Genomic DNA, 26,025 nt, shown 5'->3' on the forward strand with positions numbered 1-26,025 from the left:
CAGATGATGCGTCTTTCGGAAGCCGCCGCGATGCTCGGCCTTGCGCATGCCGGGGGCGACGCGGACGTGCTCCGCGTCTGCACCGACAGCCGCAGCATCCGGCCGGGCGATCTCTTCATCGCGCTGCGCGGCGAAAAATTCGACGGCGGCACGTTTGCGGCCGACGCGCTCCGGCAGGGCGCGGTCGGCGTCGTGCTCGACCATGCCCAGGCGCCCGCCATCGCGCAGGCACTGCGCGTCGACGATACGCGGCTGGCGCTGGGGCAGCTGGCCGCCGCGTGGCGTCGACGCTTCGCGTTGCCCATCGTGGCGATCACCGGCAGCAACGGCAAGACGACCGTCAAGGAAATGCTGGGGGCGATCCTGCGTGCCGAAGCGGGGAACGAGGCCGCGGTGCTGCAGACCGAGGGCAACCTCAACAACGACATCGGCCTGCCGCTGATGCTGCTGCGGCTGCGCGAGTCGCACGCGTTCGCGGTGCTGGAGATGGGCATGAACCACGCCGGCGAGATCGACTACCTGACGCGCCTCGCGCGCCCCGACGTCGCGGTGGTGAACAATGCCCTGTCGGCGCACATCGGCTTTCTCGGATCGGTCGAGAACATCGCGCGTGCCAAGGGGGAGATCTTCAACGGCCTGTCCGATGCCGGCATCGCCGTATTCAATGCCGACGATGCGCACGCGCACCTGTGGCGGGATGCGAATGCACGCCGCAGCGTGATCGACTTCGGCCTCGTGCATCCCGCCGCGGTGCGCGGGCAATATCGTCCCCTCGACTTCGGCTCCGCCCTCACGCTGGTGCTCCCCGGTGCGACGCTCGACATCACGCTGCAGGTCCCCGGCGAGCACAACGTCATGAACGCGCTGGCCGCCGCGGCGGCCGCGTTCGCGCTCGACGTCAGCCACCGCAGCATCGTGACGGGACTGTCCGGCTTCACCGGCGTCAAGGGTCGCCTGCAACGGAAACCCGGGCTGCATGGCGCGATCTTCATCGACGACACCTACAACGCCAACCCGGATTCGGTGAAGGCCGCGCTGGCGGTGCTCGCGCAGCAGCCCGGCAAGAAGCTGCTCGTGCTGGGCGACATGGGGGAACTGGGCAGCGACGCGGCGGACATGCATGGCGACATCGGGCGCGCCGCACGCGCGGCCCGGGTGGACCGGCTGCTCGCGCTGGGCGAGCTTACCCAGCACACCGTCGCGGCCTTCGGTGCCGGCGCCATGCACTTCGAGCGGATCGAGGAACTGCTCGCCGAACTCGAGAACGACCTGACGCCCGACACGACCGTGCTGGTGAAGGGCTCGCGCTTCATGCAGATGGAGCGCGTGGTCAGAAGCTTTACGGAAGCTGCCGGCGACGTCGCCGGAGCGAAGGGACACTGACATGCTGCTTTGGCTGTTTCAACATCTGGGCCAGGACGTCCGCGCCTTCAATGTCTTCGGCTACCTGACGCTGCGCGCGGTGCTGGCGACGCTGACTGCGCTCACGATCTCCTTCATCGTCGGGCCGGCGGTGATCCGCAAGCTCACCGCGCTGAAGATCGGACAGTCGGTGCGCACCGACGGCCCGCAATCGCATCTGGTCAAGGCGGGGACGCCGACGATGGGCGGCGCGCTGATCCTGGTGTCGGTCGCCATCACCACGCTGTTGTGGGCCGACCTGGCCAACGATTACGTCTGGGTGGCGCTGCTGACCCTTCTTGGTACGGGCGTCATCGGCTGGGTCGACGACTGGCGCAAGGTCGTGGAAAAGAACTCGCGCGGGCTGCCCTCGCGCTGGAAATACTTCTGGCAGTCGGTGATCGGCCTCGCGGTCGCGGCCTATCTGTGGCAGACCGCCAGCCTGCCCGCCCATACCGAGCTCATCATCCCCTTCCTCAAGCAGGCCACCGTGCCGCTGTCTGCCGTCGGCTTCATCGCCCTCACCTACTTCGTGATCGTCGGCTCGAGCAACGCCGTCAACCTCACCGACGGCCTCGACGGACTGGCCATCCTGCCGACGGTCATGATCGCATCCGCCCTGGCCATCTTCGCCTACGTCGCGGGCAATGCGGTGTTCTCGAAGTACCTCGGGCTGCCCCACGTGCCGGGCGCCGGCGAGCTGGCGGTGTTCTGCTCCGCCATCGCCGGCGCGGGCCTGGCGTTCCTGTGGTTCAACGCCTACCCCGCGGAAGTCTTCATGGGCGACGTCGGCGCGCTGGCACTCGGCGCCGCGCTCGGGGTCGTCGCGGTCATCGTCCGCCAGGAAATCATCCTCTTCATCATGTCGGGCGTGTTCGTGGTGGAGACCCTGTCGGTGATGGTCCAGGTCGCCTCGTTCAAGCTCACCGGCAAGCGGGTGTTCCGCATGGCGCCGATCCACCATCACTTCGAACTGAAGGGATGGAAGGAGAACCAGGTCGTCGTGCGTTTCTGGATCATCAGCATGATGCTGGTGTTGATCGGCCTTTCGAGCCTGAAACTGCGATGAGCGCAACCATGATGAAACGCACAGCGGGAAGGTTGGGGGGAGACTCACGTGTCGGCGCAGCCGGCACGTTAGGGCGACACCAGAACCTGCCCGTGCGTTTCTGGATCATCAGCATGATGCTGGTGCTGATCGGCCTTTCGAGCCTGAAGCTCAGATGAACTACGACAGCCTGAATCTTTCCGGCAAGCAGGTTCTGGTACTCGGCCTGGGCGATACCGGGCTGTCGTGCGCGCGCTGGCTGGCGGCGCGCGGTGCGCGGGTGAGCGTCGCCGACACGCGCGCGACGCCTCCGCATGCGGCACGGCTTGCCGAACTGCTCCCGCAGGTCGCGCTGCACACCGGCCCGTTCGACGGCGCCCGCTTGCAGGCGGCCGACATGCTCGTGGTCAGCCCGGGCATCCCGCTCGCCGACCCGGCCGTCGCGCGCGCACTCGCCGCGGGGGTCGAAGCCGTCGGCGACGTCGAGCTGTTCGCGCGTGCGCTCAATGCGCTCAATGCCCGGCGGGAGCATCCGATGCGGGTGATCGCGATCACCGGCAGCAACGGCAAGAGCACCGTCACGGCGATGTGCGGCGACATGTGCCGGATGGCCGGCCTGACCACCTGCGTCGCGGGAAACATCGGCCTGCCGGTGCTCGACGCGCTGCTGGAAATCGAGCAGGGACGTGCGCCCGCGCCGCAGGCCTGGGTGCTCGAGCTGTCGAGCTTCCAGCTCGAGACGACGCGCAGCCTCAATGCCGATGCGGCGACCGTGCTGAACGTGTCGGAAGACCACATGGACCGTTATCCCGACATGGACGCCTATGCCGCGGCCAAGGCGCGCATCTTCAGCGGGACCGGCGTGCAGGTGCTCAACCGCGACGACGCGCGCACGCTGGCGATGGCGCTGCCGGGGCGGCACGTGGTGAGTTTCGGCCTCGACCGTTGCCCGCAGAACGAGAACTTCGGCCTGTGCGAGGACGAGCTGTGCCTGGGCGGCGACATGCTGATGCCGCTGTCCGCCCTGCCGGTCGCCGGCCTGCACAACGCCGCCAACGCCCTCGCCGCGCTCGCACTGACCCGCGCGCTGGGGCTGCCGATGGAGGCGCTGCTGCGCGGGCTCGTGCACTTCAAGGGCTTGCCGCACCGGGTCGAGAAGGTCCTCGAGATCGACGGTGTCACCTACTACGACGATTCCAAGGGCACCAATGTCGGTGCCACGGAGGCCGCGCTCTACGGCATGGGCAGCCGCAAGGCCGTCGTCATCCTCGGCGGCGACGGCAAGGGACAGGACTTCAGTCCGCTCAAGGCGGCGGTGCAGGCGAACGCGCGCGCCGTGCTGCTGATCGGCCGTGATGCGCCGCTCATCGAGTCCGCGATCGCGGGCAGCGGCGTGGACAGCCTGCGCGTTGCCAGCCTCGACGAGGCCGTCGGGCAGGCGCACCGCCTCGCCCGGCCCGGAGACGCGGTGCTGCTGTCGCCGGCCTGTGCCAGCTTCGACATGTTCCGCAACTACGCGCACCGCGCCGAAGTCTTCATCGCGGCGGTGCGCAGGCTCGCCGCGGAAAGGGCGGGGACCTGATGCTCTACACCGCCCGCGTCCCCAAGCCCAGCGCCGAGCTAGACTTCGGCCTGCTGTGGCTCGCCATCGCGCTGCTGGCGACGGGCCTGGTCATGGTCTATTCGGCGTCGATCGCGATTGCCGAGGCGGCCCGCTACACCGGCCACAACGGCGAGTACTACCTGATCCGCCAGGGCATTTTCATCGCGGGCGGCGTCGCGGTCGGCGTCGCCGCCTTCCGCGTTCCGATGCGGGTGTGGCAGCAGGCCGCCCCCTACCTGTTTCTCGTCGGCCTGATGCTGCTGGTCGTGGTGCTGGTGCCCCACCTCGGACGCGAGGTCAACGGCAGCCGGCGCTGGATTCCGCTGGGATTCGCCAACCTGCAGCCCTCGGAACTGATGAAGTTTCTTGCGGTGCTCTACGCGGCCGACTACACGACGCGCAAGGCCGCCTTCATGCACGACTTCAAGAAGGGCTTCCTGCCGATGGCGGCGGTGATGCTGGTAGTCGGTGCGTTGCTGCTCCGGGAGCCGGATTTCGGCGCCTTCGTCGTCATCATCTCCATCGCGATGGGCATCCTGTTCCTCGGCGGCCTCAACGGGCGGGTCTTCATCGGCCTGGTGGGCGTGCTGCTGGTCGGCTTCGTCCTGCTGATCCTGACTTCGCCCTACCGCCTGCAGCGCGTGCTGGGTTTCATGGACCCCTTCGCCGATCCGTACGGAAAGGGCTACCAGCTGTCCCACGCGCTGATCGCATTCGGGCGCGGCGAATGGCTCGGCCTCGGGCTGGGTGGCAGCATCGAGAAGCTGTTCTACCTGCCCGAGGCCCACACCGACTTCCTGATGGCCGTGATCGCCGAGGAATTCGGCTTCGTCGGCGTGCTGGCCGTGACGGCGCTGTTCGCCTGGTTCATCGTCAAGGCCTTCCTGATCGGGCATCGCGCCGCCCAGCTCGAGCGCAACTTCTGCTCGCTGGTCGCCCAGGGCATCGGCATCTGGATCGGCGTGCAGGCGCTCATCAACATGGGCGTGAACGTCGGCCTGCTGCCGACCAAGGGCCTCACGCTGCCCTTCCTGTCGTTCGGCGGCAGCGGCATCGTCGCCAACTGCCTGGCGGTCGCCCTGCTGCTGCGCATCGACTGGGAGCATCGGCAAATGATGCGGGGGAAGACGTTCTGATGATGGACTGGAACCGCATCATCCGCCCTCTCCCGAGCCCTCTCCCGCTTGCGGGCGAGGGGCCGAAGGTGCGTTGCGCGCGCCCAAACCGATTCGCGATGCGGGGGAAGACGTTCTGATGCTTGACGCCCTCGCCATGCAGGCACCCTCTGCTCTCCCCAAGCCTCTCCCCCGGGCGGAGAGGGGGCGAACGCCGAGTCCAAATCGACTCAACCGTACCCTCATGGTCATGGCCGGCGGCACGGGCGGCCATGTCTACCCGGCGCTCGCGGTCGCGGACGCCCTGCGCGCGCGCGGCTGGGACGTGTTCTGGCTGGGCACGCGTGCCGGCCTGGAGGCGCGCGTCGTGCCGGCCGCCGGCATCGACATGGTGTGGGTCAGCATGGGCGGCGTGCGCGGCAAGGGCGCCCTGCGCAAGCTGCTGCTGCCGATGGTGCTGCTGGTCGCGTTCTGGCAGAGCCTGCGCGCCATCCTGAGGCGGCGCCCCGACGTCGTCCTCGGCATGGGCGGCTACACCGCTTTCCCCGGCGGCATGATGGCGAGCCTGCTCGACCGGCCGCTGGTTATCCACGAGCAGAACTCGATCGGCGGCCTCACCAACCGGGTGCTCGCCTGTCTGGCCGATCGCGTGCTGACCGCGTTCCCCAAGGTGTTCACCCATCCGCACGACAAGCCCATCCCCTGCCGCAAGGTCGCGGCCGAATGGGTCGGCAATCCGGTCCGCGACGACATCGCGGCACTCGCCGCCGAACCGCGCACCGGCAGGAGCGGTCCGTTGCGCCTGCTGGTCGTCGGCGGCAGTCTCGGCGCCCAGGCGTTGAACGAGCGGGTACCGCAGGCCCTCGCCCTGTTGCCGGCCGACAAGCGCCCCCATGTGGTTCACCAGTCCGGCCGCCAGCATCTCGATACGCTGCGCGCGAATTACGCCGCCGCCGGCGTCGAGGCCGAGGTGCGCGACTACATCGAGGACATGGCGGCGGCCTATCGCGACTGCGACTTCGCCATTTGCCGTGCCGGGGCGATGACCGTGGCCGAACTCGCGTGCGCGGGCGTGCCGGCGGTGCTGGTTCCCTTCCCGTTCGCGGTCGACGACCACCAGACCGGCAACGCCGCGTTCCTGGCCGACGCGGGGGCTGCCTGGCTGGTGCAGCAGAAGGACCTCAGCGCGGAAAAGCTGGCAGACCTCATCGGCGGCCTCGACCGCGCCGCCCTGGCGACGATGTCGGCCCGCGCGCTGCAATTGTCCAGGCCCGACGCGACCCGGCAGGTCGCGGATATCTGCGAGGCCCTGGCGAAATGAAGCATGCTGTCAAACATATTCACTTCGTCGGCATCGGCGGCGTCGGCATGAGCGGGATCGCCGAGGTGCTGCTCAACCTGGGCTACGCCGTGTCCGGGTCCGACCTTGCCGACAACGCCGTGACGCAGCGGCTGGCGCGGCTCGGGGCGCGCATCCATCGCGGCCACGCGGCAGAGAATATCGCCGGGGCCGACGCGGTCGTCACCTCGACGGCGGTGCAGGACGCCAACCCCGAGGTCGTCGCGGCGCGCGAGAAGAAGATCCCGATCGTGCCGCGTGCGCTGATGCTGGCCGAGCTGATGCGCCTGCAGCGCGGCATTGCGATCGCCGGCACCCACGGCAAGACCACGACGACCAGCCTCGTCGCCAGCATTCTCGGCGAGGCCGGCATGGACCCCACCTACGTCATCGGCGGCAAGCTCACCGCCGCCGGCACCAATGCGCGGCTCGGCAAGGGAGACTTCCTGGTCGCCGAGGCGGACGAATCGGACGCCTCCTTCCTTTACCTGACGCCGGTCATCGCCATCGTCACCAACATCGACGCCGACCACATGGACACCTATGCCCATGACTTCGAGCGCCTGAAGACTGCGTTCGTCGATTTCTGCCAGCGCCTGCCCTTCTACGGCATGGCGGTGCTGTGCATCGACGACCCGCACGTACGAGAGATCTTGCCGCGCATCACCAAGCCGATCACGACCTACGGCTTCGACGAGTCCGCCCAGGTGCGGGCGGTGAATCCCCGGTTCGAGCACGGGCAGATGCATTTCACCGTCAAGCGCGAAGGCATGTCCGACCTCGATGTCGTGCTCAACCATCCGGGCATGCACAACGTCCTGAACGCGCTCGCGGCGATCGCGGTGGCGACCGAAGTCGGCGCGAGCGATGCGGCCATCGTCAAGGCGCTGGCCGAGTTCCACGGCGTCGGCCGTCGTTTCCAGCGCTACGGCGAGCAGCCGACGAAGGACGGCGGACACTGCACGCTGATCGACGATTACGGCCACCACCCGGTCGAGATGGCTGCCACCCTGGCGGCGGCGCGCGGCGCCTTCCCGGGGCGGCGCCTGATGCTGGTGTTCCAGCCGCACCGCTACACGCGCACGCGCGACTGCTTCGAGGACTTCGTCAAGGTGCTTTCGGAAACCGATGCGCTGGTGCTGACCGAAGTCTATCCCGCCGGCGAGATGCCGATCGTGGCCGCCGACGGCCGCGCGCTGGCCCGTGCGGTGCGGGTGGCGGGAAAGGTCGAGCCGGTGTTTGTCGAAAACGTGGCCGACGTGCCGGCGGCAGTGCGCGACCTCGCGCAGGCCGGCGATGTCGTGCTGGTGATGGGCGCGGGAAGCATCGGACACGTCGCGCCCGCTCTGGCCGCGACGGAAGGCCGGGGCGCCGGGAGAAGCGACGATGCGGCATGACTACCGCATGAGCGAGATCGACGTCGCGGGCGGCGGCGGACCGGTGCTGCGCGGCCGCTTCCTCTACAACGAGCCGATGAAGACGCACGTGTCGTGGCGCGCCGGGGGAGCGGCACAGCGCGTCTATATTCCGGCCGATCTCGAGGACCTGACCTGGCTCGTCCGGTCGATTCCCGCCCATGACGACATCCACATGGTCGGTCTGGGGAGCAATTTGCTGGTCCGCGACGGCGGCGTGTCCGGCGTGGTGATCCTGCTGCATGGCGTGCTGACGCGGATCGCCATCGAAAGCCGTACCCACGGCCTGCCCCCGGCGCCGCCCGACGTCGACACGGCGCTGGTCTATGCCCAGGCCGGCGTCGCCTCGCCCAAGCTGGCGCGCTTCGCTGCCAACCATGATCTCGTCGGCGGCGAGTTCTGGGCGGGCATTCCCGGCACCGTGGGCGGTGCGATCGCGATGAACGCGGGCTGCTACGGCAGCGAAACCTGGGACAAGCTGGTGCAGGTGCAGACGCTCGACCGCAACGGCCAGTTGAACGAGCGCCTGCCCGACGAATACGTCACCGGCTACCGGCACGTGGCGCTGAAGCTGCCGCATCCGGAATGGTTCATCGGCGGCTGGTTCCGCCTCGAGCGCGGCGACGGCGCCGCCTCGCGCGAAACGATCAAGGCCTTGCTCAAGAAGCGCATCGCCACCCAGCCGCTGAGCCAGCCGAACGCCGGGTCGGTGTTCCGCAACCCGCCGGGCGACCACGCCGCCCGGCTGATCGAGGCCTGCGGGCTGAAGGGCTTCCGCATCGGCGACGCACAGGTGTCGGAGAAGCACGCGAATTTCATCGTCAACCTCGGGCAGGCGACGGCGACCGACATCGAGCGCCTGATCGAGCATGTCGAGGACACCGTGGAGGCGCGCACCAACGTGCGGCTGATCCGCGAAGTCAGGATCATTGGAGAACGGCAGTGAGTGCAATCGAATCGGCGAAGAAATTCGGCAAGGTCGCCGTCATGCTGGGGGGCACCTCGGCCGAGCGGCCCGTTTCCCTCAACAGCGGCGCTGCGGTGCTGGCTGCGCTGACCCGGCAGGGCATCGACGCACACGCCTTCGACCCCGCCACCCGCAATCTGGGCGACCTCATCACCGGCGAATTCGACCGCGTCTTCATCGCGCTGCACGGGCGCTATGGCGAGGACGGCTGCATGCAGGGCGCGCTCGAACTGCTCAACATCCCCTACACCGGCAGCGGCGTGATGGCCTCCGCCATCGGCATGGACAAGTGGCGCACCAAGCTGCTGTGGCGCGCCGCCGGCCTGCCCACCGCGGACTGGGAGATCCTGACCGCCGACAGCGATTTCGCCGCGGTCGAGAAGAAGCTCGGCCTGCCGATCTTCGTCAAGCCGGCGCGCGAGGGTTCGAGCATCGGCATGAGCAAGGTGGCCGAACCGGGCACGCTGAAGGCTGCGTTCGAAACCGCTGTCGAGCACGACGCGCTGGTGCTGGCGGAAAAATTCATCGATGGCGCCGAGTTCACCGTCGGCATCCTCGGCGACACGGCGCTGCCGCTGATCCGCCTCGAGCCCGCCCAGGACAAGGCCTTCTACGATTTCGAGGCCAAGTACCTGCGCAACGATACCCGCTATCACTGCCCTGCAGGCCTGCCCGAGGCGCAGGAAATGGCGCTCAGGAAGCTCGCGCTCGATGCCTTCCGCCTGCTCGGCGGACGCGGCTGGGGACGCGTGGACGTGATGACGGACCGCGCCGGCAACCCCTACCTGCTCGAAGCGAACACCTCACCCGGCATGACCGACCACAGCCTGGTGCCGATGGCGGCGCGTGTCGCGGGAATGGACTTCGACACGCTGTGCCTGAAGATTCTGGAGCAGACGCTGTGACGTCTTCGGAAATCGCCGCCCATCCGCTGTCGCAGGTCGCGCGCGTGCTGACCTGGGGCTCGCTCGGGCTGCTGGCCTACGGCGGCGTCAGCTGGCTCGCGGCGCAACCGTGGTTTGCGCTCCGTACCATCGAGGTGCGGACGCCGGTGGCGCATGTCACCGAGGCGCAGATCCGCCTGGTCGCCGAGCGGCAGGTGCGCGGCACCTTCTTCACGGTCGATCTCGAGCGGGTGCGCAACAGCCTCGAGAAACTGCCCTGGGTGCGCGAAGCGCGGGTCGAGCGCCGCTGGCCCGACGCGCTCGTCGTGTCGCTCACCGAATACGTGCCGCTTGCGCGCTGGAACGACGATGCGCTGGTGAACGCCGCGGGCGAGGTGTTCGTGGCGGCCGTGTCGACCCGGCTGTCGCGGCTCGCCGGGCCGGAGGGCAGCAGTGCCGAGGTGGTGGAGGCCTTCCGCCGCTACCAGGCGGCGCTCGCGCCGCTCGGGATGACGATCGCCGAATTGCGGCTGTCGCCGCGCCGGGCCTGGCGCATCCATCTCGACAACGGCATGGTGCTCGCGCTCGGCCGCGCGCAGACCGATGTGCGCCTCGCGCGCTTCGTCAGCCTGTATCCGCGCCTGTTCGGCGCCCGGCCCGGGAAGGCCGGCCAGCCGCCCGCGACGCCGCCTGCGCCGCTGATGGTCGACCTGCGCTACACCGACGGCTTTGCCGTGCGCATGCCGCGCGGCGTGATCCCCTTCAAACCGAGTGAAACATGAGTGCTACGCAAGATGAGTAAGCCAAGAGATCCCAAGAATCTGGTCGTCGGCCTCGATATCGGCACGTCCAAGATCGTCTGCATCGTCGCCGAGATCAACGACGAGGGCGTGCTGGACATCATCGGCATGGGGACGCATCCGTCGCGTGGCCTGCGCCGCGGCGTGGTGGTCAATATCGAGGCGACCGTCAACGCCATCCAGCGCGCGCTCGAGGAGGCCGAGCTGATGGCGGACTGCAAGATCCGCGAGGTGTACACGGGCATCGCCGGCAGCCACATCAAGAGCTTCAACTCGCACGGCATGTTCGCCATCAAGGACAAGGAAATCTCCCAGATGGACGTCGACCGCGTGGTGGAGACCGCGCGCGCGGTCAACATCCCGACCGACCAGCAGATCCTGCACACCATCCCGCAGGAGTTCATCGTCGACGGCCAGGAGGACGTGCGCGACCCGCTCGGCATGAGCGCGGTGCGCCTTGAAGTGAAGGTGCACATCGTGACCGGCGCGGTGTCGGCGGCGCAGAACATCATCAAATGCGTGCGCCGCTGCGGGCTCGAGGTCGGCGACCTCGTGCTGCAGCCACTCGCCTCGGCGATGGCGGTGCTGACCGAGGACGAGAAGGAGCTCGGCGTGTGCCTCGTCGACATCGGCGGCGGCACCACCGACATCGCCGTGTTCACCGGCGGCGCGATTCGCCACACCGCGGTGATTCCGGTCGCCGGCGACCAGGTCAACAACGACATCGCGGTGGCGCTGCGCACCCCGCCGAAGGAGGCCGAAGACATCAAGATCCAGTACGGCTGCGCGCTGCGCCAGCTGGCCGACGCGCGCGACATGATCGAGGTGCCCGGCATCGGCGACCGCCCGCCGCGCACGCTCTCCAGGCAGACGCTGGCCGAATTCATCGAGCCGCGCATGGAGGAGCTGTATTCGCTGGTGCAGGCCGAGCTGCGGCGCAGCGGCTTCGAGGAACTGCTGTCGTCCGGCATCGTCATCACCGGGGGGTCCGCCGCGATGCAGGGCATGGTCGAACTCGGCGAGGAAGTCTTCCACATGCCCGTGCGGCTGGGCTGGCCGCGTTACGAAGGCGGGCTGGCGGAGGTGATGCACAACCCGCGCTACGCCACCTGCATGGGCCTCCTGATGGCGGGCCTCGAGGCGCGCGGGCGCGACGCCCCGAAGCTTTCGGGCGGCAACTTCAAGGACATCTTCGATCGCATGAAGAGCTGGTTCAAGGGGAATTTCTGACGTCGCCCGGGCGGCGTCGAAACAGGATTTGGTGGTTGTGCCGGGGCGCGTGAAACGCATCGCGGCAGACACGCCAAAGATTTTTGAGTGTGTTTTTTTGATTGGGCAAAAAGAGGAGAGCAACATGTTTGAACTGATGGATGTGGACACCCAGGATGCAGTGATCAAGGTGATCGGCGTGGGCGGCTGCGGCGGCAACGCGGTCGATCACATGATCGCGTCGGGCCTCAACGGCGTGGAGTTCATCGCCGTCAACACCGACGCGCAGGCGCTGAAGCGCAACCAGGCGAAGATCCAGCTGCAGCTGGGCAACAACATCACCAAGGGCCTGGGCGCCGGCGCCAACCCCGAGGTCGGCCGCGAAGCCGCCCTCGAGGACCGCGAGCGCATCGCCGAGCTGATCGACGGCGCGGACATGCTCTTCATCACCGCCGGCATGGGCGGCGGTACCGGCACCGGCGCGGCGCCGGTGGTCGCCGAAGTCGCCAAGGAGCTCGGCATCCTCACCGTCGCGGTCGTGACCAAGCCCTTCATGTTCGAAGGCAAGCGCGTGCGCGCCGCCAACGCCGGCATCGAGGCGCTTGCGCGCCACGTCGACTCGCTCATCATCATCCCCAACGAGAAGCTGATGCAGGTGCTCGGTGACGACGTCTCCATGCTCGACGCCTTCAAGGCCGCCAACAACGTGCTCCACGGCGCCGTCGGCGGCATCGCCGAAGTCATCAACTGCCCGGGTCTCGTCAACGTCGACTTCGCCGACGTGCGCACCGTGATGAGCGAGATGGGCATGGCGATGATGGGCTCGGCGCAGGCCAGCGGCGAGAACCGCGCGCGCATCGCCGCCGAACAGGCCGTCGCCAGCCCGCTGCTGGAAGACGTCAACCTCGCCGGCGCGCGCGGCGTGCTGGTCAACATCACGGCTTCTTCCAGCGTGAAGATGCGCGAGATCCACGAGGTCATGAACACCATCAAGGGCTTCACCGCCGAGGAAGCCACCGTCATCGTCGGCCAGGTGCTCGACGATTCGATGGAGGACGGCCTGCGCGTCACGATGGTCGCCACCGGGCTGGGCAATCCCGTCGCGCGCCAGCAGCCGAAGCCGATGCAGATCATCCGCACCGGCACCGACGACGCGCCGATGATGATGGGCGGCACCAGCGAGGAGCTGCCCAGCGTGATGACCAGCCGGCGGTCCCGTACCATCCAGGCGATGACCGACTCGGGCATCGACACCCTGGACATCCCGGCGTTCCTGCGCCGCCAGGCTGACTGAGGGGGCTGCGGTGCCGCCGTCCGACGGCACCGCGGGAACCTTGGCGTGCGGAATCCGGTCCCATTCGGACCGCCCGCATGCCTGCCTGTCCGCGCGACCGGTTAAAATGCCTGCATGATCAAGCAACGCACTCTCAAGACGCCCGTCAAGGCGACGGGCGTCGGCCTGCATTCCGGCGTCAAGGTCGAGATGACCCTGCGCCCGGCAGGTCCCGATACCGGCATCGTGTTTCGGCGCATGGATCTCGATCCGCCCGCCGAGCTCAAGGCCGATCCCTATCTCGTCACCGACACGCGGTTGTGCTCGATGCTGGAGTCGGGCCCCGCCAAGGTGTCGACCGTCGAGCACCTGATGTCCGCGCTCGCGGGCCTCGGCATCGACAACCTGCTGGTCGACCTCACCGGCCCCGAGATCCCGATCATGGACGGCTCCTCGGCGCCGTTCGTGTTCCTGCTGCAGTCCGCCGGCATCGTCGAGCAGGACGCGGCGAAGCGCTACGTGCGCATCACCCACCCGATCGAAGTCCGCGACGGCGACAAGTGGGCGCGCTTCGTGCCGCACAACGGCTTCAAGGTCGAGTTCACGATCGACTTCAAGCATCCGGTCTTCGAGAAGAGCGGCAAGACGGTCAGCATCGACTTCGCCGACACCGCCTACACGAAGGAGGTCGCTCGCGCCCGCACCTTCGGCTTCATGCACGAGGTCGAGTACCTGCGCAACCAGGGCCTCGCGCTCGGCGGCTCGCTCGACAACGCCATCGTGATGGACGAGTACCGCGTGCTCAACCAGGACGGCCTGCGCTACGACGACGAGTTCGTCAAGCACAAGGTACTCGACGCCATCGGCGACCTCTACCTCCTCGGCTACCCGATCATCGGCGCCTTCCAGGCCTACAAGTCGGGCCACGCGCTCAACAACGTCCTGCTGCGCGAACTGCTGCAGCATCGGGAGTCATGGGAATTCGTCAGCTTCGAACACGAAGAGGACGTTCCGCCCGCTTTCGTCCGCCTGCATCCCCTCGCGGCATGATCGTCGCGCGCCTGCTGGTCGTCGCCCTGCTCGTCGCGGTGGCGGCGCTCGGACTGGCGTGGCTGTTCACCGGAGACCACCGCTACCTGCGCCTGCTCGGGCGGGTGCTGCGGTTCACGGTTGTCGTCGCGCTGGCTGGGGCATTGCTGCTGGTGCTCGAGCGCGTGGTGCTGCGCTAGAAGCGCCGGGCCGAAAGCGCATCAATGAAAAAGGGCGCCGCAGTTGCGGCGCCCCTTGCCGGGCAGGCCCCATGCCCCCGATTCCGTGCGCGGGAGGCCGGGGAATCAGTTCTTCCCGGCGCGCCCCGGGTCCATCGGCTTGTTGCCGCCCGCCATCGAAACGTGCGGGCCGTTCGCGGAGGCCATGCCGCCATCGCCGGATGCACCGACCACGCTGCGGCCCTGACCCCTGCCGCCGGTCTCGCCGACCCCTTCGATACTTCCGCCTGCCGCCGTGACCATGCCGGCGGTGGCGGACTTGCCGCCGCTGGGGATATAGCCGTTGGATCGCGCCCCGGTCGCGGAGGTCGGCTTGGGGGAACTGGGGATATAACCGTTCGCGTGCGTATGCGACGAGGTGGCGCTCGCCGTGTGGCCCGAGCGGGCGCCCGATGTCGTTCCCGTCGTAGTCGTGCGTGAGGATTGGGTCAGGCCGGCGCCCTTGCCCATGATCTGGCCGACCGTCAAACCATATTTCTGCGCGATCTGGCCCCATCCCATGCCCTCGGCGCGCAAGGTGAGAATGCCGTCGACCTGGGTGCCGTCGATGCTGCCGCCGAGCAGAACGGCCGACAACTGGTCGGAGGTCGGTTGGGTGATGCCGAACGAGCTGAGCTCCGCCTGCGCCAGGCGCAGGGTGATGCGGACGTTGCCGTAGCCCATGGTCCCGGTTGGTGGATCGATCGTGCTGCCCGCCGCGCCGTTGGTGCCGTCGAGGCTGAAGGCCGTGCCCTGGCGCAGCCCGGTGACGACGGCGCCGGCCTGGTCGGTGCCGCCGAGGAACGTGGCGAACTCGTTGGCCAGCTTGCTTTCGGTCGTCGTCGAAGTGCCGACGGTCGTGCCGGCGCCGCTCGTCGTCGTCGTGGTCGCTGTGGTCGTCGTTGCGGTCGTGCCGGATTCGTCGGCGTGGGCCGCGGGCCCGATCGCGGCAAGACAGCACGCCAGCATTGCGGACTGCAAGGGTGAAAGCGTGCGGAATGTCATCGTCTGTCTCCTTCTTTTTAGCCTCTGGAAAGAACCCGTTCGGTTTGCAGCATGATCTCCTGGGCTGTCGCGCTGTCTTTCAGCAGCCCGTTGTTCGCGACGACGCGCATGCGCGTCGTGCGCGGCGTGAGCGGCTCCAGCCGCACCTCGATCTCGCGATCCCTGGCGGTGGCATTGATGACGCGTTCCCCGTCGGTGTTGGTGGAACGCGAGAGGACCTTCACGCCCATGTCCTGCATCGCGACGACGCTGCCGTGTTCGACGGTTTTCATCGGTGCGGTGAAGGTCTTGTAGACGATGCCGCCGAGCGTGTGCGAAATGGCCATGCTGCCGCCGATCGAGGCGGCCGTCAGCGAGATGGGATCGCAGCCGGTGAGGCCGGTGGCGAGCAGCACCAGTGCGACCGCCCGGCGAAGCGGGTAAAGGCATTGCATTCGGGCTTCCAGCACCAGGCGAGGCGAAACGTGTATCGGCCGGGACGCACGCCGTGCGGGGGTCAAGGGGTTCATCGTTCGTCTGCCACCTGTTTCTCTGATGCGTGCCGAATTCCGTTCTGTTTGCGAGCAGGCGAAAAGATGCCTATTTCGGCATTACGGCATCTCGTCGGAAAAGTTGAGGATTCGACGGCGAGGGTGGTGCGCCCGCGCCAGCCGCCTGAATGGACAGGCTACTTTCCGCTCTTCGCCCGCTTCTTCAGGGACGCGGCGAGCTCCTCGGGCGTGCGCCCGTAGAGGCAGTCCTCGTCGTGATGCGCGTCGCGTGTCTTCGCCACGCTGTCCTTGAAGCGCGGATCCTGCGGCCGGTCGTGGCTGTCCATGAAGAGGGCGACGTCCCAGGCTTCCTGGTCGCTCAGCGTGCCGCCGAGGCCATAGGGCATGTTGGCCTTGATGAAGCCGGCGGCGGTGTCGACGCGGTGCATGCCGGCGCCCCAGTTGAACGAATCCTTGCCCCACAGGGGCGGGAACGCGTATTCGCCGTTGACCTGCGTCCCCTCGCCGTCGGCACCGTGGCAGATCGCGCAGTTGCTCCGGTATACCTCGCGTCCCCGCGCGAGATCCGGTGCGCGGGGCGGCGTTGCCACCTTGACGTAGCCCTGGCCGGGCAGCCGGGTCCCGGTCGGTGCGCCCTGGGCGAGCCAGAACGCGTAGGTGACCAGCGCGGTCATCTCCTTGCTGTCGGCCGCCGGCGGCTTGCCGTTCATGCTGTAGCGGAAGCACCCCTGGAGGCGGCTCTGGAAGGTGTCGACCTGCCCGGTCTTCTTGCGGTACGCAGGATAGACGACGTAGGCGGCCCACAGCGGCGCGGAATCCGCCTTGCGGCCGTCGTCGAGATGGCAGTTGGCGCAGTTCAGCCCGTTGCCGACATAGTCGCGGGCGTACTGCTGCGTGTGGACGAAGATGTCCCGCCCCAGCCGCACCGTCCGGCCGAATTCGTCGTCGGGGATCGCATTCGCGGGTGGCGGGGTGAAGCGGGACGGCGCGGGCCTGGCAGGCGTGCGCGCGACCTTCCGCGGCGTCGCTTTTCCGTGCGCGGCAGGATCTTTTCCCGGTGGCGCCGTCGGCCCGTCGGAAGCGTGCGCAACGCCGCCCAGGGCGAAGGTGCACAGCAGGTAGCCAGCGAGTCGATTCATTTCGTGCCCTCCTGCGGGCCAAGCGTGGCCAGGTATGCGGCGACCGCGCGAACGTCGTCGGCCGTCAGATGCCGCGCCACCGTCCGCATCAGCTTCTGCGGATCGTTGGCGCGCGTGCCGGCCTGCCAGGCCTTCAGCTGGGCCTCGGTGTAGGGCGCGTTCTGTCCCGCGATCGGCGGAAAGTGCGGCGGCACGCCGGTCCCGTCGGTCGCATGGCACTTGAAGCAGGGAGGGATCTGGCGGCCCCAGTCGCCGCTGTTGGCGAGATCCTTGCCGCGTGCGACCAACGCTGCATCGGCCGCGACCGCCGCCGGCTTCGGGCGCGGCAAGTCCGCGAAATAGCGCGCCGCCGCGTCCACGTCCTCCGCCTGCAGCGCCGCCGCGATCGGAGACATCACCGCGTTGCGGCGGGTTCCGGCCTTGAAATCGGCGAGCTGCTTGGCGATGTATGCCGCAGGCAGCCGGGCCAGCGCCGGGTAGCCGGCCTGGGCATTGCCGCCGCCCTCTTCGCCATGGCAGATCGCGCAGGCGATCGCGGCACCCTTGCCCTGGGTGACGATTGCCGGCGGGGCCGCCAGCACGGCCGAGGCGGTCCATGCCAGGGTTCCCGCCAGGCCAAGCTTGCTCAGTGAATGCATGAATGCGCTCCGGAAACGGTTCAACGGGGCGAGCCGCACGCTTCCCGTCTGCCGGCTCGCGTTCAAGTATAGGCGCTTGGCCGCCGGGCCTCAGCGCGGGGGCCGGTGATGCCGCAGCAGGCGGGCCAGCGCGTCCTTCAGGGGGCCGTCCTCGATCGCCGCGTTCAGATGGGCGAGCTCGTCCAGTGCGGCGGGCGGCAGGCCGTGCTTTTCCGCCGGCGCGGGATGGCGGGGCAGCAAGGCGGGGTTGACGCTGACGCGCACCGCTGCCGCGACGATCCCCTGTTTGCCGAGGCCGGCGAGCAAGGCGTCGGTCTGGTGGCGCAGCCGGCTGGCGACCGCTCCGCTGTCGCAGGCGAGGCTCAGCGTGCCGTTCTCCAGCTGCATGGCGCGCACGTGGCCGGCCAGCGCCGCAGGCAGGGAACGCTCCAGCGCGGCCTGGGTCTTCATGAGGGCGCGGGCGCGCGCGGCGAGACCGGTCGGAAGCTGGCTCGCCAGCAGGTCCGAGAGGCTGGACGCGCTCACGGGCGCCCCGCGCAGACGCCGGCGGCAGGCCCCGAGGCCGTGCGGAGCGCGCCACGGGAAGCCCGCAGCGCTATGTTAAGATTCAACGGTTTGCCGCGTCCTGCGGGCATATTTCGGATTCCCCATGCTGCAATCCCTGTTCAAGAAAGTCTTCGGCAGCCGCAACGACCGGCTGGTCAAACAATACCTGCAAAAGGTGCGGGCGATCAACGCGCTGGAGCCGGCGATCGAGAAGCTCTCCGACGCCGAGCTGAGCGGCAAGACCGTCGAATTCCGCGCCCGGCTCGAAAAGGGCGAGACGCTCGACGCGCTCCTGCCCGAGGCCTTCGCGGTGGTGCGCGAGGCGTCGAAGCGGGTCCTCGGCATGCGCCACTTCGACGTGCAGATGGTCGGCGGCATGGTGCTGCACGACGGCAAGATCGCGGAGATGCGCACCGGCGAAGGCAAGACCCTGATGGCGACGCTGCCGGCCTATCTGAATGCCCTGCCGGGCAGGGGCGTGCACGTGGTGACGGTGAACGACTACCTGGCCAGCCGCGACGCCGAGGCTATGGGCCGGCTGTACGGTTTCCTCGGCCTCTCCACCGGCGTCAACCTCTCGCAGATGCCGCACGACGCCAAACAGGCGGCGTACGCGGCCGACATCACCTACGGCACCAACAACGAGTACGGCTTCGACTATCTGCGCGACAACATGGTCTACCAGCTGGAGGAGAAGGTGCAGCGGCCGCTCGCGTTCTGCATCATCGACGAGGTCGACTCCATCCTGATCGACGAGGCGCGCACGCCGCTGATCATCTCGGGCCAGTCGGAGGAGAACACTGCGCTGTACCAGCAGGTGAACCTGGTGCCGCCGCGGCTTGTGCGGCAGAAGGACGAGGAGTCCGAGGGCGACTATTCGGTCGACGAGAAATCGCGCCAGGTGCTGCTGTCCGAGTCCGGCCACGAGAAGGTCGAGGCCATCCTCACCGAGATGGGCCTGCTGCCCGAAGGCGGCAGCCTCTACGACGCCTCCAACATCATGCTGATGCACCACGTGTACGCCGCCCTGCGCGCGCACGCGCTGTTCTTCAAGGACCAGCACTACGTGGTGCAGAACGGCGAAGTCATCATCGTCGACGAGTTCACCGGCCGCCTGATGAGCGGACGGCGCTGGTCGGAGGGCCTGCACCAGGCGGTCGAGGCGAAGGAGGGCGTGGCGATCCAGAAGGAGAACCAGACGCTCGCGTCGATCACCTTCCAGAACTATTTCCGCATGTACCAGAAGCTCTCGGGCATGACCGGCACGGCGGATACCGAGGCGTTCGAATTCCAGAGCATCTACGGCCTCGAGACCGTGGTCATTCCGACGCACCGGCCGATGATCCGCAAGGACGAGCACGACCAGGTCTACCGCACCGCGCGCGAGCGCGACCAGGCGGTGATCAACGACATCCGCGCGCGCAACGCCAACGGCCAGCCGGTGCTGGTCGGCACCACCTCGATCGAGGCCAACGAACATCTTTCTGCCGAGCTGAGCAAGGCCGGGCTGCCGCACAACGTGCTGAACGCGAAGCAGCACGCGCGCGAAGCCGAGGTCATCGCGCAGGCCGGCATGCCGGGTGGCATCACCATCGCCACCAACATGGCGGGCCGCGGCACCGACATCGTGCTGGGCGGCAGCATCCAGAAGGAAGTCGACGCGATCCGTGCCGACGAGAGCCTGTCCGACAGCGACAAGGACGCCCGCATCAATGCGCTCAAGGCCGACTGGCAACCGCGCCACGACGCCGTGGTAACGGCCGGCGGCCTGCACATCATCGGCACCGAGCGCCACGAATCGCGCCGCGTCGACAACCAGTTGCGCGGCCGTTCCGGGCGCCAGGGCGACCCCGGCTCCAGCCGCTTCTTCCTGTCGCTGGAAGATCCGCTGCTGCGCATCTTCGCCTCCGACCGCGTCGCCGCGATCATGAACCGGCTGAAGATGCCCGAGGGCGAGGCGATCGAGCACCCGTGGGTGACGCGCGCGATCGAGAACGCCCAGCGCAAGGTCGAACAGCGCAACTTCGACATCCGCAAGCAGCTGCTCGAATACGACGACGTCTCCAACGACCAGCGCAAGGTGATCTACGAGCAGCGCAACGAGCTCCTGGCGAGCGAGGAGATCGGCGACACGATCCGCGCGATGCGCGACGACGTCCTGAACGAAACGTTCAGCCTGCACATCGCGCCCGGCAGCATGGAGGAGCAGTGGGACGTCGCGGGCCTCGAGAAGACGCTCGCCGCGCAGTTCTCGCTCGAGCTGCCGCTGCAGCGCTGGCTCGAGGAAGACAAGGCGCTCAACGAGGAGGGGCTGCGCGGCAAGATCCTCGAGGCGGCCGACGCCGTCTATCGCGAGAAGGAGGCGCTGGTGGGCGGCGACAGCCTGCGCCAGTTCGAGCGCGCGGTGATGCTGCAAAGTCTGGATACCCACTGGCGCGAGCACCTGTCGGCGCTGGACCATCTGCGCCAGGGCATCCACCTGCGCGGCTACGCGCAGAAGCAGCCCAAGCAGGAATACAAGCGCGAGGCCTTCGAGCTGTTCGCAGCCATGCTCGCCGCCATCAAGGCCGAGGTCACGCAGATCACCACGACCGTGCAGGTGCGCTCGCCGGAGGATGTCGAAGCGGTCGAGCTGAGCGAGGGCGTGTCCAACGTCCAGTACCAGCACGAGGCGTACGACGAGGGCAAGGACTTCGGCGAGGGGGCGGGCGAAGCGGCTTTGCCCCAGCCGGAAACGGCCTATCCCAAGGTCGGCCGCAACGATCCCTGCCCGTGCGGCTCCGGGAAGAAGTACAAGCAGTGTCACGGCAAACTGAGCTGAGGAGTTCCGCCATGCCTTACTATGTTTTCCGTATCGGGATGTTCAAGGTGCTGGAGAAGCAGGGCGAGTGGGCGACGTTCAAGGAAGCGCGCGCCCACGTCAACGAGCTGCGCAAGACGCTCGACCCCAAGTCCGGCGACAAGTACAAGATGATCTTCGCCGAAAACGAGATCGTCGCGCAGGAAACGCTCACGGCCGAGCGCGAACTGGACAAGTCGCTCTCCGGCGACGACTGGTAATTCACCCGGGATCTGCTCCGGCGCGGGCTTCCCGAACGCACGTGCCACGGCACGTCGAGTTTCACCAGGTTTCCGAGTTGCGATGGCTGAGTACAACGAAGACGCTTACAAGCTGGCCCGCAAGGCCTACATCGAATACAGCTGCCCGTTCGAGCGCGCGCTCCTGTCGCGCTGCGTCGCCTGCAGCCGCTCGCGCAAGCTCAACCTCGCCGAGCGCGAGGCGATCGCCTGCGGCGACCCCGACGTGCGCACGCATTGCCAGTCGTTCTATCAGGCACTGCACGACAACGCGCAGTTCGCGCTGAAGATCAATTCCGACGCACCCTGGCCCTTCGGCAAGGAGATCCGCGCCCAGTGCGGAGGCGTGCGCGGGCTGGCGGAAGCGCTCGGCAATGCCGGCGACGAGGCGACCGATGTCGCCGCGTCCGTGCTTGCCGGCCGGTCGCGCCATGGCGAGACCGCTGCGTTCCCGTACTCCGAAATCATGCGCGCGGTGGTTCACTACGAGCCGCGCAAGCGGCGCTCGTGACGTGAGCCGAGCCTGCCTGCCGTACGTGCTTTGGCGACCCGTTTTTTTTTGATTACACTTTTCGCGTGCGCGCCCGACTACAACGATTCCTGCTGTCGCTGCTGATGCTGACCCTGCCGATGCAGGCGATGGCCTACGTCGCCATGCAGGCATGCGTCCTCTCCGAGCCGGATGCGTCCATGCAGACCACGCATTCCATGGCGATGGCGGGCGACGCGATGGCAAGCTGCCACGAAATGGCCGATGCGGAATCATTGCCCGCACAGCACCCGTCCACCCAGCACGACTGCAAATTCTGCGCAGCCTGCGGCCTGGCGTCGGCGCTTCCCGCCGACGTCGCGGTACGCATGCCGGTCATCCCCATGCCGCAAGCCTTTTCGCCGCAGCCCGCCGCGGCGTTCAGCGGCTTTTTTCCCGACGGCCCCGAGCGGCCACCCCGAGCCGTCCTCGCCTGAACCGCGCGCTGGCGTCAGCGCGCCGCCCGATTTTGCCTGCGGCGAGAGCGCCGCATGTTTGCGAGGACCATCATGAAGAAGTTTGTACTTTGCCGTGCGGCGCGGCCCGTGCGCCGGCACGCCGACTGAGGGGACGGCCATGCCTGCCTGTCCTGTTTCCCGCCGACTCCTGGCACTCACGCTGGCATCGGCGTCCCTGCTCGGTGGCTGCGCCACGTTTTCCCCCGACGGCGGCTTCGGCGCCATCCAGTCGGAAACGGCGGCGCGCGCCGGGCGGGATGTCGTGTGGTCGCGCGACGATGCCACCCGGGCGCAAACGCGCGCACGCGTCGAAGCCCTGCTGGCGCACCCGCTGTCCGCGGACGACGCGGTCCAGATCGCGCTCCTGAACAACCCCGGCCTGCAGGCCCGCTTCAACGCGCTCGGGCTCGCCGAGGCCGACTGGGTGGCGGCGCGGCGCCTGCCGAATCCGGGCGTGTCGATCGGGCGGCTCACGCGTGGCAGCGAGGTCGAATGGGATCGCAGCCTGCACCTCAATCTTGCGTGGCTGCTGACCATGCCGTTGCGCGCCGGCATCGAGGCGCGCCTGTTCGAGCAGACGCGGCGTGCCCTCGTGCTGGACGTGCTGCGCCTGGCGGCGGACACGCGCAAGGCGTGGATCGCCGCGGTGGCGGCCATCCAGTCCGAGGCCTACCAGCGGCAGGCGATGGACGCTGCCGCGGCCGGCGCCGAGCTGGCCGCGCGCATGGCGCGGGCCGGAAACTGGAGCAAGCTGAAGGAGGCGCGCGAGCAGGCGTTCCATGCCGACGCCGCGCTGGCGGTCGCGCGCGCCGGGCAGAGCAGGCTGCAGGCACGTGAACGCCTGGTGCGCTTGCTCGGGCTCGAGCACCCCGACACGCTGCAACTCCCCGAGCGGCTGCCCGATCTGCCCGCGGCCCTGCCGTCGCTGCCCGACGTCGAGCAGCGGGCGATGGACTCGCGCATCGACCTGCAGATGGTGCGGCTGCAGGCCGATGCGCTGGCGAAGAATCTTGGCCTGGCGCGCCGCACGCGCTTCATCAACGTGCTCGAACTGGGCGCCATCAGCAATGCGTCGAACGAGGTCCCGCTACAGCGCGGCTACGAGATCAGCTTCGAACTGCCGCTGTTCGACTGGGGGCAGTCCCGCGTCGTCGCGGCCGAATCGCGCTACCGCCAGATGCTCGAGCGCGCGCGCCAGACCGCCGTCGACGCACGTTCCGAGGTGCGCGAAGCCTGTGCCATCCGGCAGAGCCAGTACGCCGTCGCGCGCCAGCTGCGCGACGAGCTCGTGCCGCTGCGCCAGCGCATTTCGGAAGAGAACCTGTACCGCTACAACGGCATGCTGATCAGCGTGTTCGAGCTGCTCGCCGACGCGCGCGAGCAGATTGCCGCCGTCAATGCCGCAATCGCGGCGCAGCGCGATTACTGGCTCGCCGACGCCGACCTGCAGATGGCGCTGGCGGGCTCGCCCGGCCCCGCCGTGCTGACTCCCCTCTCGCCCGCATCCGCCGCCTCGGCGGCGGGCGCCCACTGACAAGGAGGCACCATGACCTCGAGACGTGATTTCTTCAAGCTCGGCGCAGCGGTCGCGGCGGCCGGCGTGAGCCCGGCGGCGATGGCGGCGCTGCCGGAGATCGTGAGCATGGACCGGGCCGATACCCGCCCGCCGCTGCTCCCGCCCAATGGACGCCCCTACAACCCGGTGGTGACGCTCAACGGCTGGACGCTGCCCTGGCGCATGAGGAACGGCGTGAAGGAGTTCCACCTCGTCGCCGAGCCGGTGGTGCGCGAGATCGCGCCCGGCATGAAGGCGCACCTGTGGGGCTACAACGGGCAAAGTCCCGGCCCGACCATCGAGGTCGTCGAAGGCGACCGCGTGCGCATCTACGTCACCAACCGCCTGCCCGAGCACACGACGATCCACTGGCACGGCCAGCGCCTGCCGAACGGCATGGACGGCGTCGGCGGCCTGACCCAGCCGCAGATCAGGCCGGGGGAGACCTACGTCTACGAGTTCGTCGCGCGCCGCCCCGGCACCTTCATGTATCACCCGCACGCCGACGAGATGACGCAGATGGCGATGGGCATGATGGGGTTCTGGGTGACGCATCCGAAAGGCCCTCATCCGCTGATCGATCCGGTCGACCGCGATTTCTGCCTTCTCCTCAACGCCTACGACGTCGATCCCGGCAGCGCGACGCCCTCGGTCAACACGATGCTCGACTTCAACCTGTGGACCTTCAACAGCCGCGCCTTCCCCGGCATCGACAGCCTCAACGTGCGGCTGAACGACAGGGTGCGCATCCGCGTCGGCAACCTCACGATGACCAACCATCCGATCCATCTGCATGGCATGGAGTTCGAGGTGACCGGCACCGACGGCGGGGCGGTGCCGAAGAGCGCGCGCTGGCCCGAGGTCACGACCGACATCGCGGTCGGCCAGATGCGCCAGATCGAGTTCGTCGCCGATGCCGAAGGCGACTGGGCCTTTCACTGCCACAAGAGCCACCACACCATGAACGCGATGGGCCACGCGGTGCCGACCATGATCGGCGTCAATCAGGACGGGCTTGCCGAGAAGATCGCCAAGCTGATTCCCGACTACATGGCGATGGGTGAACGCGGCATGGCCGACATGGGTCGCATGGAGATGCCGCTGCCCGACAACACCCTGCCGATGATGACCGGTCGCGGGCCGTTCGGCCCGGTCGAGATGGGCGGCATGTTCACGGTGCTCAAGGTGCGCCGTGACCAGCGGCGCGGCGATTATTCCGACCCCGGCTGGTACGGCCAGCCACCCGGCACCCGCGCCCAGCTTTGGCCCGGTGCGGTGGCGGACCCGGTGCGGGCATCCGGCGACGCCCCGGATACGAACACAGACATCGAAGTGACGGTTCGCAAACCGGCCGGCCATTCCGGCCATTGAATGAAAGGACGAAGAGAATGAAATCCAGACTGCTGTTTCTTGCCTTGCTCGCGGCCCCGCTGGCGCCCGCCTGGGCCGGCGGCAAGGCCATGCATGACGGCATGAGCATGCCGGCGACCGACGTGCACGGCATGGCCGTGGCCACGGCCGAGGGCGTGGTGCGCAAGGTCGACCGCGAAGCCGGCAAGGTCACGCTGCGGCACGGCGCCATCGAGAGCCTGAACATGCCGCCCATGACGATGGTCTACCGCGTCTCCAGACCTGCCCTGATGGACGGCATCAAGGCCGGCGATCGTGTGCGCTTCGAGCTCGAGACGCGCGACGGCATGAGCGTCCTCACCCGCATCGAGCGGCTGCCCTGACGGCGCGAAGCGCGACACCGCGGGAACTCGCGGTGCAGGCCGTGCAGTCAAAGCCTTAGGGGTTTTGTACTAGAGTGAACGTGAGGCCTGCGGCGTGCATTCGCCGGCGTGCGCGGGCGTGTTCGCGATGATAGAGGAGAGCATGATGAAATACCCGTCGATGTTGATTGGATCCCTGGCCCTGGCGCTCGGCGTGTCGGTCCCGGCCTTCGCGCAAGCGCAGGTGCAGACCCGCGACCAGGTCCAGGCGCAGGAGCGCGACCGGATCTACGGCTACGAATTGATGACGCCGCAGGAGCGCACGGATTACCGCAACCGGATGCGCTCGTTGAAGACGGCGCAGGAACGCGAGGCCTTCCGTCTCGAGCATCACAAGCAGATGCAGGAGCGCGCGCGTGCGCAGGGCAAGACGCTGCCCGACATGCCGCCGGCAGGGATGGGACCTGGCTCGCGCATGGGTCCCGGCGGCGGCATGGGCCCGGGCGGCGGCATGGGTCCCGGCGGCGGCATGGGTCCCGGCGGCTATCGCCGCTGATCTGCTGATCCGCTGGT

Annotated in this window: 27 protein-coding genes; 22 read left to right on the forward strand and 5 right to left on the reverse strand. The window is 68.2% G+C overall.

The genetic code is table 11. The annotated features are described in order from the left end of the window. Positions 1 to 3 precede the first annotated feature (3 nt). From VA613_RS00710 to VA613_RS00775, 14 genes are all read left to right on the forward strand, one after another. A complete protein-coding gene (locus VA613_RS00710) occupies positions 4 to 1,383 on the forward strand; it encodes a UDP-N-acetylmuramoyl-tripeptide--D-alanyl-D-alanine ligase (protein WP_407702873.1) in 1,380 nt (459 codons plus the stop codon). Between the two features lies 1 nt (position 1,384). Next, entirely contained in the window at positions 1,385 to 2,470 is a 1,086-nt protein-coding gene (gene mraY / locus VA613_RS00715; protein ID WP_324779951.1) for a phospho-N-acetylmuramoyl-pentapeptide-transferase, read from the forward strand. A gap of 8 nt (positions 2,471 to 2,478) precedes the next feature. Next, entirely contained in the window at positions 2,479 to 2,628 is a 150-nt protein-coding gene (locus VA613_RS00720; protein ID WP_324779952.1) for a hypothetical protein, read from the forward strand. After that, a complete protein-coding gene (murD, locus tag VA613_RS00725; protein WP_324779953.1) occupies positions 2,625 to 4,031 on the forward strand; it encodes a UDP-N-acetylmuramoyl-L-alanine--D-glutamate ligase in 1,407 nt (468 codons plus the stop codon). The genes VA613_RS00720 and murD overlap by 4 nt, the downstream gene beginning before the upstream one ends. Next, positions 4,031 to 5,188: a putative lipid II flippase FtsW gene (ftsW, locus tag VA613_RS00730; RefSeq protein ID WP_324779954.1), complete on the forward strand. Its 1,158-nt coding sequence runs from the start codon at positions 4,031 to 4,033 to the stop codon at positions 5,186 to 5,188. Before murD ends, ftsW begins: the two co-directional genes overlap by 1 nt. Before the next feature lie 223 nt (positions 5,189 to 5,411). After that, positions 5,412 to 6,488 carry an undecaprenyldiphospho-muramoylpentapeptide beta-N-acetylglucosaminyltransferase gene (gene murG, locus VA613_RS00735; protein ID WP_324779955.1) on the forward strand — a complete coding sequence of 359 codons (1,077 nt, stop codon included), beginning with the start codon at positions 5,412 to 5,414 and terminating at the stop codon, positions 6,486 to 6,488. Further along, complete coding sequence (murC, locus tag VA613_RS00740; RefSeq protein WP_324779956.1) at positions 6,485 to 7,903, forward strand: UDP-N-acetylmuramate--L-alanine ligase; 1,419 nt, start codon at positions 6,485 to 6,487, stop codon at positions 7,901 to 7,903. The genes murG and murC overlap by 4 nt, the downstream gene beginning before the upstream one ends. Then, positions 7,893 to 8,867: a UDP-N-acetylmuramate dehydrogenase gene (murB, locus tag VA613_RS00745; RefSeq protein WP_324779957.1), complete on the forward strand. Its 975-nt coding sequence runs from the start codon at positions 7,893 to 7,895 to the stop codon at positions 8,865 to 8,867. Before murC ends, murB begins: the two co-directional genes overlap by 11 nt. After that, positions 8,864 to 9,793, forward strand: a complete 930-nt coding sequence (locus tag VA613_RS00750; RefSeq protein ID WP_324779958.1) for a D-alanine--D-alanine ligase — start codon at positions 8,864 to 8,866, stop codon at positions 9,791 to 9,793. Before murB ends, VA613_RS00750 begins: the two co-directional genes overlap by 4 nt. Then, complete coding sequence (locus VA613_RS00755) at positions 9,790 to 10,554, forward strand: cell division protein FtsQ/DivIB (protein ID WP_324779959.1); 765 nt, start codon at positions 9,790 to 9,792, stop codon at positions 10,552 to 10,554. Before VA613_RS00750 ends, VA613_RS00755 begins: the two co-directional genes overlap by 4 nt. Before the next feature lie 12 nt (positions 10,555 to 10,566). After that, positions 10,567 to 11,802: a cell division protein FtsA gene (gene ftsA, locus VA613_RS00760; RefSeq protein ID WP_324779960.1), complete on the forward strand. Its 1,236-nt coding sequence runs from the start codon at positions 10,567 to 10,569 to the stop codon at positions 11,800 to 11,802. A gap of 124 nt (positions 11,803 to 11,926) precedes the next feature. After that, entirely contained in the window at positions 11,927 to 13,075 is a 1,149-nt protein-coding gene (gene ftsZ, locus VA613_RS00765; RefSeq protein WP_324779961.1) for a cell division protein FtsZ, read from the forward strand. Between the two features lie 114 nt (positions 13,076 to 13,189). Continuing rightward, positions 13,190 to 14,104, forward strand: a complete 915-nt coding sequence (gene lpxC / locus VA613_RS00770) for a UDP-3-O-acyl-N-acetylglucosamine deacetylase (protein WP_324779962.1) — start codon at positions 13,190 to 13,192, stop codon at positions 14,102 to 14,104. Then, positions 14,101 to 14,283: a hypothetical protein gene (locus VA613_RS00775; protein ID WP_324779963.1), complete on the forward strand. Its 183-nt coding sequence runs from the start codon at positions 14,101 to 14,103 to the stop codon at positions 14,281 to 14,283. The genes lpxC and VA613_RS00775 overlap by 4 nt, the downstream gene beginning before the upstream one ends. Before the next feature lie 105 nt (positions 14,284 to 14,388). Here VA613_RS00775 and VA613_RS00780 read toward each other — a convergent pair whose 3' ends face one another. From VA613_RS00780 to VA613_RS00800, 5 genes are all read right to left on the reverse strand, one after another. Further along, on the reverse strand, positions 14,389 to 15,306 hold the full coding sequence (locus tag VA613_RS00780; protein WP_324779964.1) for a hypothetical protein: 918 nt from the start codon (positions 15,304 to 15,306) through the stop codon (positions 14,389 to 14,391). 17 nt (positions 15,307 to 15,323) lie between these two features. Continuing rightward, the gene (locus tag VA613_RS00785; RefSeq protein ID WP_324779965.1) at positions 15,324 to 15,740 is read right to left on the reverse strand and encodes a DUF3568 family protein; all 417 of its coding nucleotides are present in this window, start codon (positions 15,738 to 15,740) and stop codon (positions 15,324 to 15,326) included. Positions 15,741 to 15,973: 233 nt separating this feature from the next. Then, the gene (locus VA613_RS00790) at positions 15,974 to 16,936 is read right to left on the reverse strand and encodes a c-type cytochrome (protein WP_324779966.1); all 963 of its coding nucleotides are present in this window, start codon (positions 16,934 to 16,936) and stop codon (positions 15,974 to 15,976) included. Beyond that, a complete protein-coding gene (locus VA613_RS00795) occupies positions 16,933 to 17,574 on the reverse strand; it encodes a c-type cytochrome (RefSeq protein ID WP_324779967.1) in 642 nt (213 codons plus the stop codon). Before VA613_RS00795 ends, VA613_RS00790 begins: the two co-directional genes overlap by 4 nt. A gap of 90 nt (positions 17,575 to 17,664) precedes the next feature. Beyond that, positions 17,665 to 18,099 (reverse strand): DciA family protein, encoded by a 435-nt coding sequence (locus VA613_RS00800; RefSeq protein WP_324779968.1) that lies wholly within the window; start codon positions 18,097 to 18,099, stop codon positions 17,665 to 17,667. A gap of 124 nt (positions 18,100 to 18,223) precedes the next feature. Here VA613_RS00800 and secA point away from each other — a divergent pair, with 124 nt between their 5' ends. The 8 genes from secA to VA613_RS00840 all read left to right on the forward strand — a co-directional run bounded on the left by secA (position 18,224) and on the right by VA613_RS00840 (position 26,008). Beyond that, the gene (secA, locus tag VA613_RS00805) at positions 18,224 to 20,941 is read left to right on the forward strand and encodes a preprotein translocase subunit SecA (protein ID WP_324779969.1); all 2,718 of its coding nucleotides are present in this window, start codon (positions 18,224 to 18,226) and stop codon (positions 20,939 to 20,941) included. An 11-nt stretch (positions 20,942 to 20,952) separates the two neighbouring features. Then, a complete protein-coding gene (locus tag VA613_RS00810) occupies positions 20,953 to 21,180 on the forward strand; it encodes a hypothetical protein (RefSeq protein ID WP_324779970.1) in 228 nt (75 codons plus the stop codon). Positions 21,181 to 21,262: 82 nt separating this feature from the next. Further along, on the forward strand, positions 21,263 to 21,709 hold the full coding sequence (locus VA613_RS00815; RefSeq protein ID WP_324779971.1) for a hypothetical protein: 447 nt from the start codon (positions 21,263 to 21,265) through the stop codon (positions 21,707 to 21,709). A 65-nt stretch (positions 21,710 to 21,774) separates the two neighbouring features. Continuing rightward, positions 21,775 to 22,164, forward strand: a complete 390-nt coding sequence (locus VA613_RS00820) for a hypothetical protein (RefSeq protein WP_324779972.1) — start codon at positions 21,775 to 21,777, stop codon at positions 22,162 to 22,164. 139 nt (positions 22,165 to 22,303) lie between these two features. Next, positions 22,304 to 23,719, forward strand: a complete 1,416-nt coding sequence (locus tag VA613_RS00825; RefSeq protein WP_324779973.1) for a TolC family protein — start codon at positions 22,304 to 22,306, stop codon at positions 23,717 to 23,719. A gap of 12 nt (positions 23,720 to 23,731) precedes the next feature. After that, positions 23,732 to 25,111 carry a multicopper oxidase family protein gene (locus tag VA613_RS00830; protein ID WP_324779974.1) on the forward strand — a complete coding sequence of 460 codons (1,380 nt, stop codon included), beginning with the start codon at positions 23,732 to 23,734 and terminating at the stop codon, positions 25,109 to 25,111. A 17-nt stretch (positions 25,112 to 25,128) separates the two neighbouring features. Next, the gene (locus tag VA613_RS00835; RefSeq protein ID WP_324779975.1) at positions 25,129 to 25,473 is read left to right on the forward strand and encodes a copper-binding protein; all 345 of its coding nucleotides are present in this window, start codon (positions 25,129 to 25,131) and stop codon (positions 25,471 to 25,473) included. 160 nt (positions 25,474 to 25,633) lie between these two features. Further along, on the forward strand, positions 25,634 to 26,008 hold the full coding sequence (locus VA613_RS00840; protein WP_324779976.1) for a hypothetical protein: 375 nt from the start codon (positions 25,634 to 25,636) through the stop codon (positions 26,006 to 26,008). Positions 26,009 to 26,025 lie beyond the last annotated feature (17 nt).

Origin of the sequence: Thiobacillus sp. SCUT-2, assembly GCF_035621355.1 — a bacterium.
GTDB classification, from domain to species: Bacteria; Pseudomonadota; Gammaproteobacteria; order Burkholderiales; family Thiobacillaceae; genus Thiobacillus; species Thiobacillus sedimenti.

Excerpts from the sequence above, each read along its gene's own strand:
- VA613_RS00710 (WP_407702873.1), top strand. The coding sequence starts at position 4 with ATGATGCGTCTTTCGGAAGCCGCCGCGATGCTCGGCCTTGCGCATGCC.
- mraY (WP_324779951.1), top strand. The coding sequence starts at position 1,385 with ATGCTGCTTTGGCTGTTTCAACATCTGGGCCAGGACGTCCGCGCCTTC.
- VA613_RS00720 (WP_324779952.1), top strand. The coding sequence starts at position 2,479 with ATGATGAAACGCACAGCGGGAAGGTTGGGGGGAGACTCACGTGTCGGC.
- murD (WP_324779953.1), top strand. The coding sequence starts at position 2,625 with ATGAACTACGACAGCCTGAATCTTTCCGGCAAGCAGGTTCTGGTACTC.
- ftsW (WP_324779954.1), top strand. The coding sequence starts at position 4,031 with ATGCTCTACACCGCCCGCGTCCCCAAGCCCAGCGCCGAGCTAGACTTC.
- murG (WP_324779955.1), top strand. The coding sequence starts at position 5,412 with ATGGTCATGGCCGGCGGCACGGGCGGCCATGTCTACCCGGCGCTCGCG.
- murC (WP_324779956.1), top strand. The coding sequence starts at position 6,485 with ATGAAGCATGCTGTCAAACATATTCACTTCGTCGGCATCGGCGGCGTC.
- murB (WP_324779957.1), top strand. The coding sequence starts at position 7,893 with ATGCGGCATGACTACCGCATGAGCGAGATCGACGTCGCGGGCGGCGGC.
- ftsA (WP_324779960.1), top strand. The coding sequence starts at position 10,567 with ATGAGTAAGCCAAGAGATCCCAAGAATCTGGTCGTCGGCCTCGATATC.
- ftsZ (WP_324779961.1), top strand. The coding sequence starts at position 11,927 with ATGTTTGAACTGATGGATGTGGACACCCAGGATGCAGTGATCAAGGTG.
- lpxC (WP_324779962.1), top strand. The coding sequence starts at position 13,190 with ATGATCAAGCAACGCACTCTCAAGACGCCCGTCAAGGCGACGGGCGTC.
- VA613_RS00775 (WP_324779963.1), top strand. The coding sequence starts at position 14,101 with ATGATCGTCGCGCGCCTGCTGGTCGTCGCCCTGCTCGTCGCGGTGGCG.
- VA613_RS00780 (WP_324779964.1), bottom strand. The coding sequence starts at position 15,306 with ATGACATTCCGCACGCTTTCACCCTTGCAGTCCGCAATGCTGGCGTGC.
- VA613_RS00785 (WP_324779965.1), bottom strand. The coding sequence starts at position 15,740 with ATGCAATGCCTTTACCCGCTTCGCCGGGCGGTCGCACTGGTGCTGCTC.
- VA613_RS00790 (WP_324779966.1), bottom strand. The coding sequence starts at position 16,936 with ATGAATCGACTCGCTGGCTACCTGCTGTGCACCTTCGCCCTGGGCGGC.
- VA613_RS00795 (WP_324779967.1), bottom strand. The coding sequence starts at position 17,574 with ATGCATTCACTGAGCAAGCTTGGCCTGGCGGGAACCCTGGCATGGACC.
- secA (WP_324779969.1), top strand. The coding sequence starts at position 18,224 with ATGCTGCAATCCCTGTTCAAGAAAGTCTTCGGCAGCCGCAACGACCGG.
- VA613_RS00810 (WP_324779970.1), top strand. The coding sequence starts at position 20,953 with ATGCCTTACTATGTTTTCCGTATCGGGATGTTCAAGGTGCTGGAGAAG.
- VA613_RS00815 (WP_324779971.1), top strand. The coding sequence starts at position 21,263 with ATGGCTGAGTACAACGAAGACGCTTACAAGCTGGCCCGCAAGGCCTAC.
- VA613_RS00825 (WP_324779973.1), top strand. The coding sequence starts at position 22,304 with ATGCCTGCCTGTCCTGTTTCCCGCCGACTCCTGGCACTCACGCTGGCA.
- VA613_RS00830 (WP_324779974.1), top strand. The coding sequence starts at position 23,732 with ATGACCTCGAGACGTGATTTCTTCAAGCTCGGCGCAGCGGTCGCGGCG.
- VA613_RS00835 (WP_324779975.1), top strand. The coding sequence starts at position 25,129 with ATGAAATCCAGACTGCTGTTTCTTGCCTTGCTCGCGGCCCCGCTGGCG.
- VA613_RS00840 (WP_324779976.1), top strand. The coding sequence starts at position 25,634 with ATGTTGATTGGATCCCTGGCCCTGGCGCTCGGCGTGTCGGTCCCGGCC.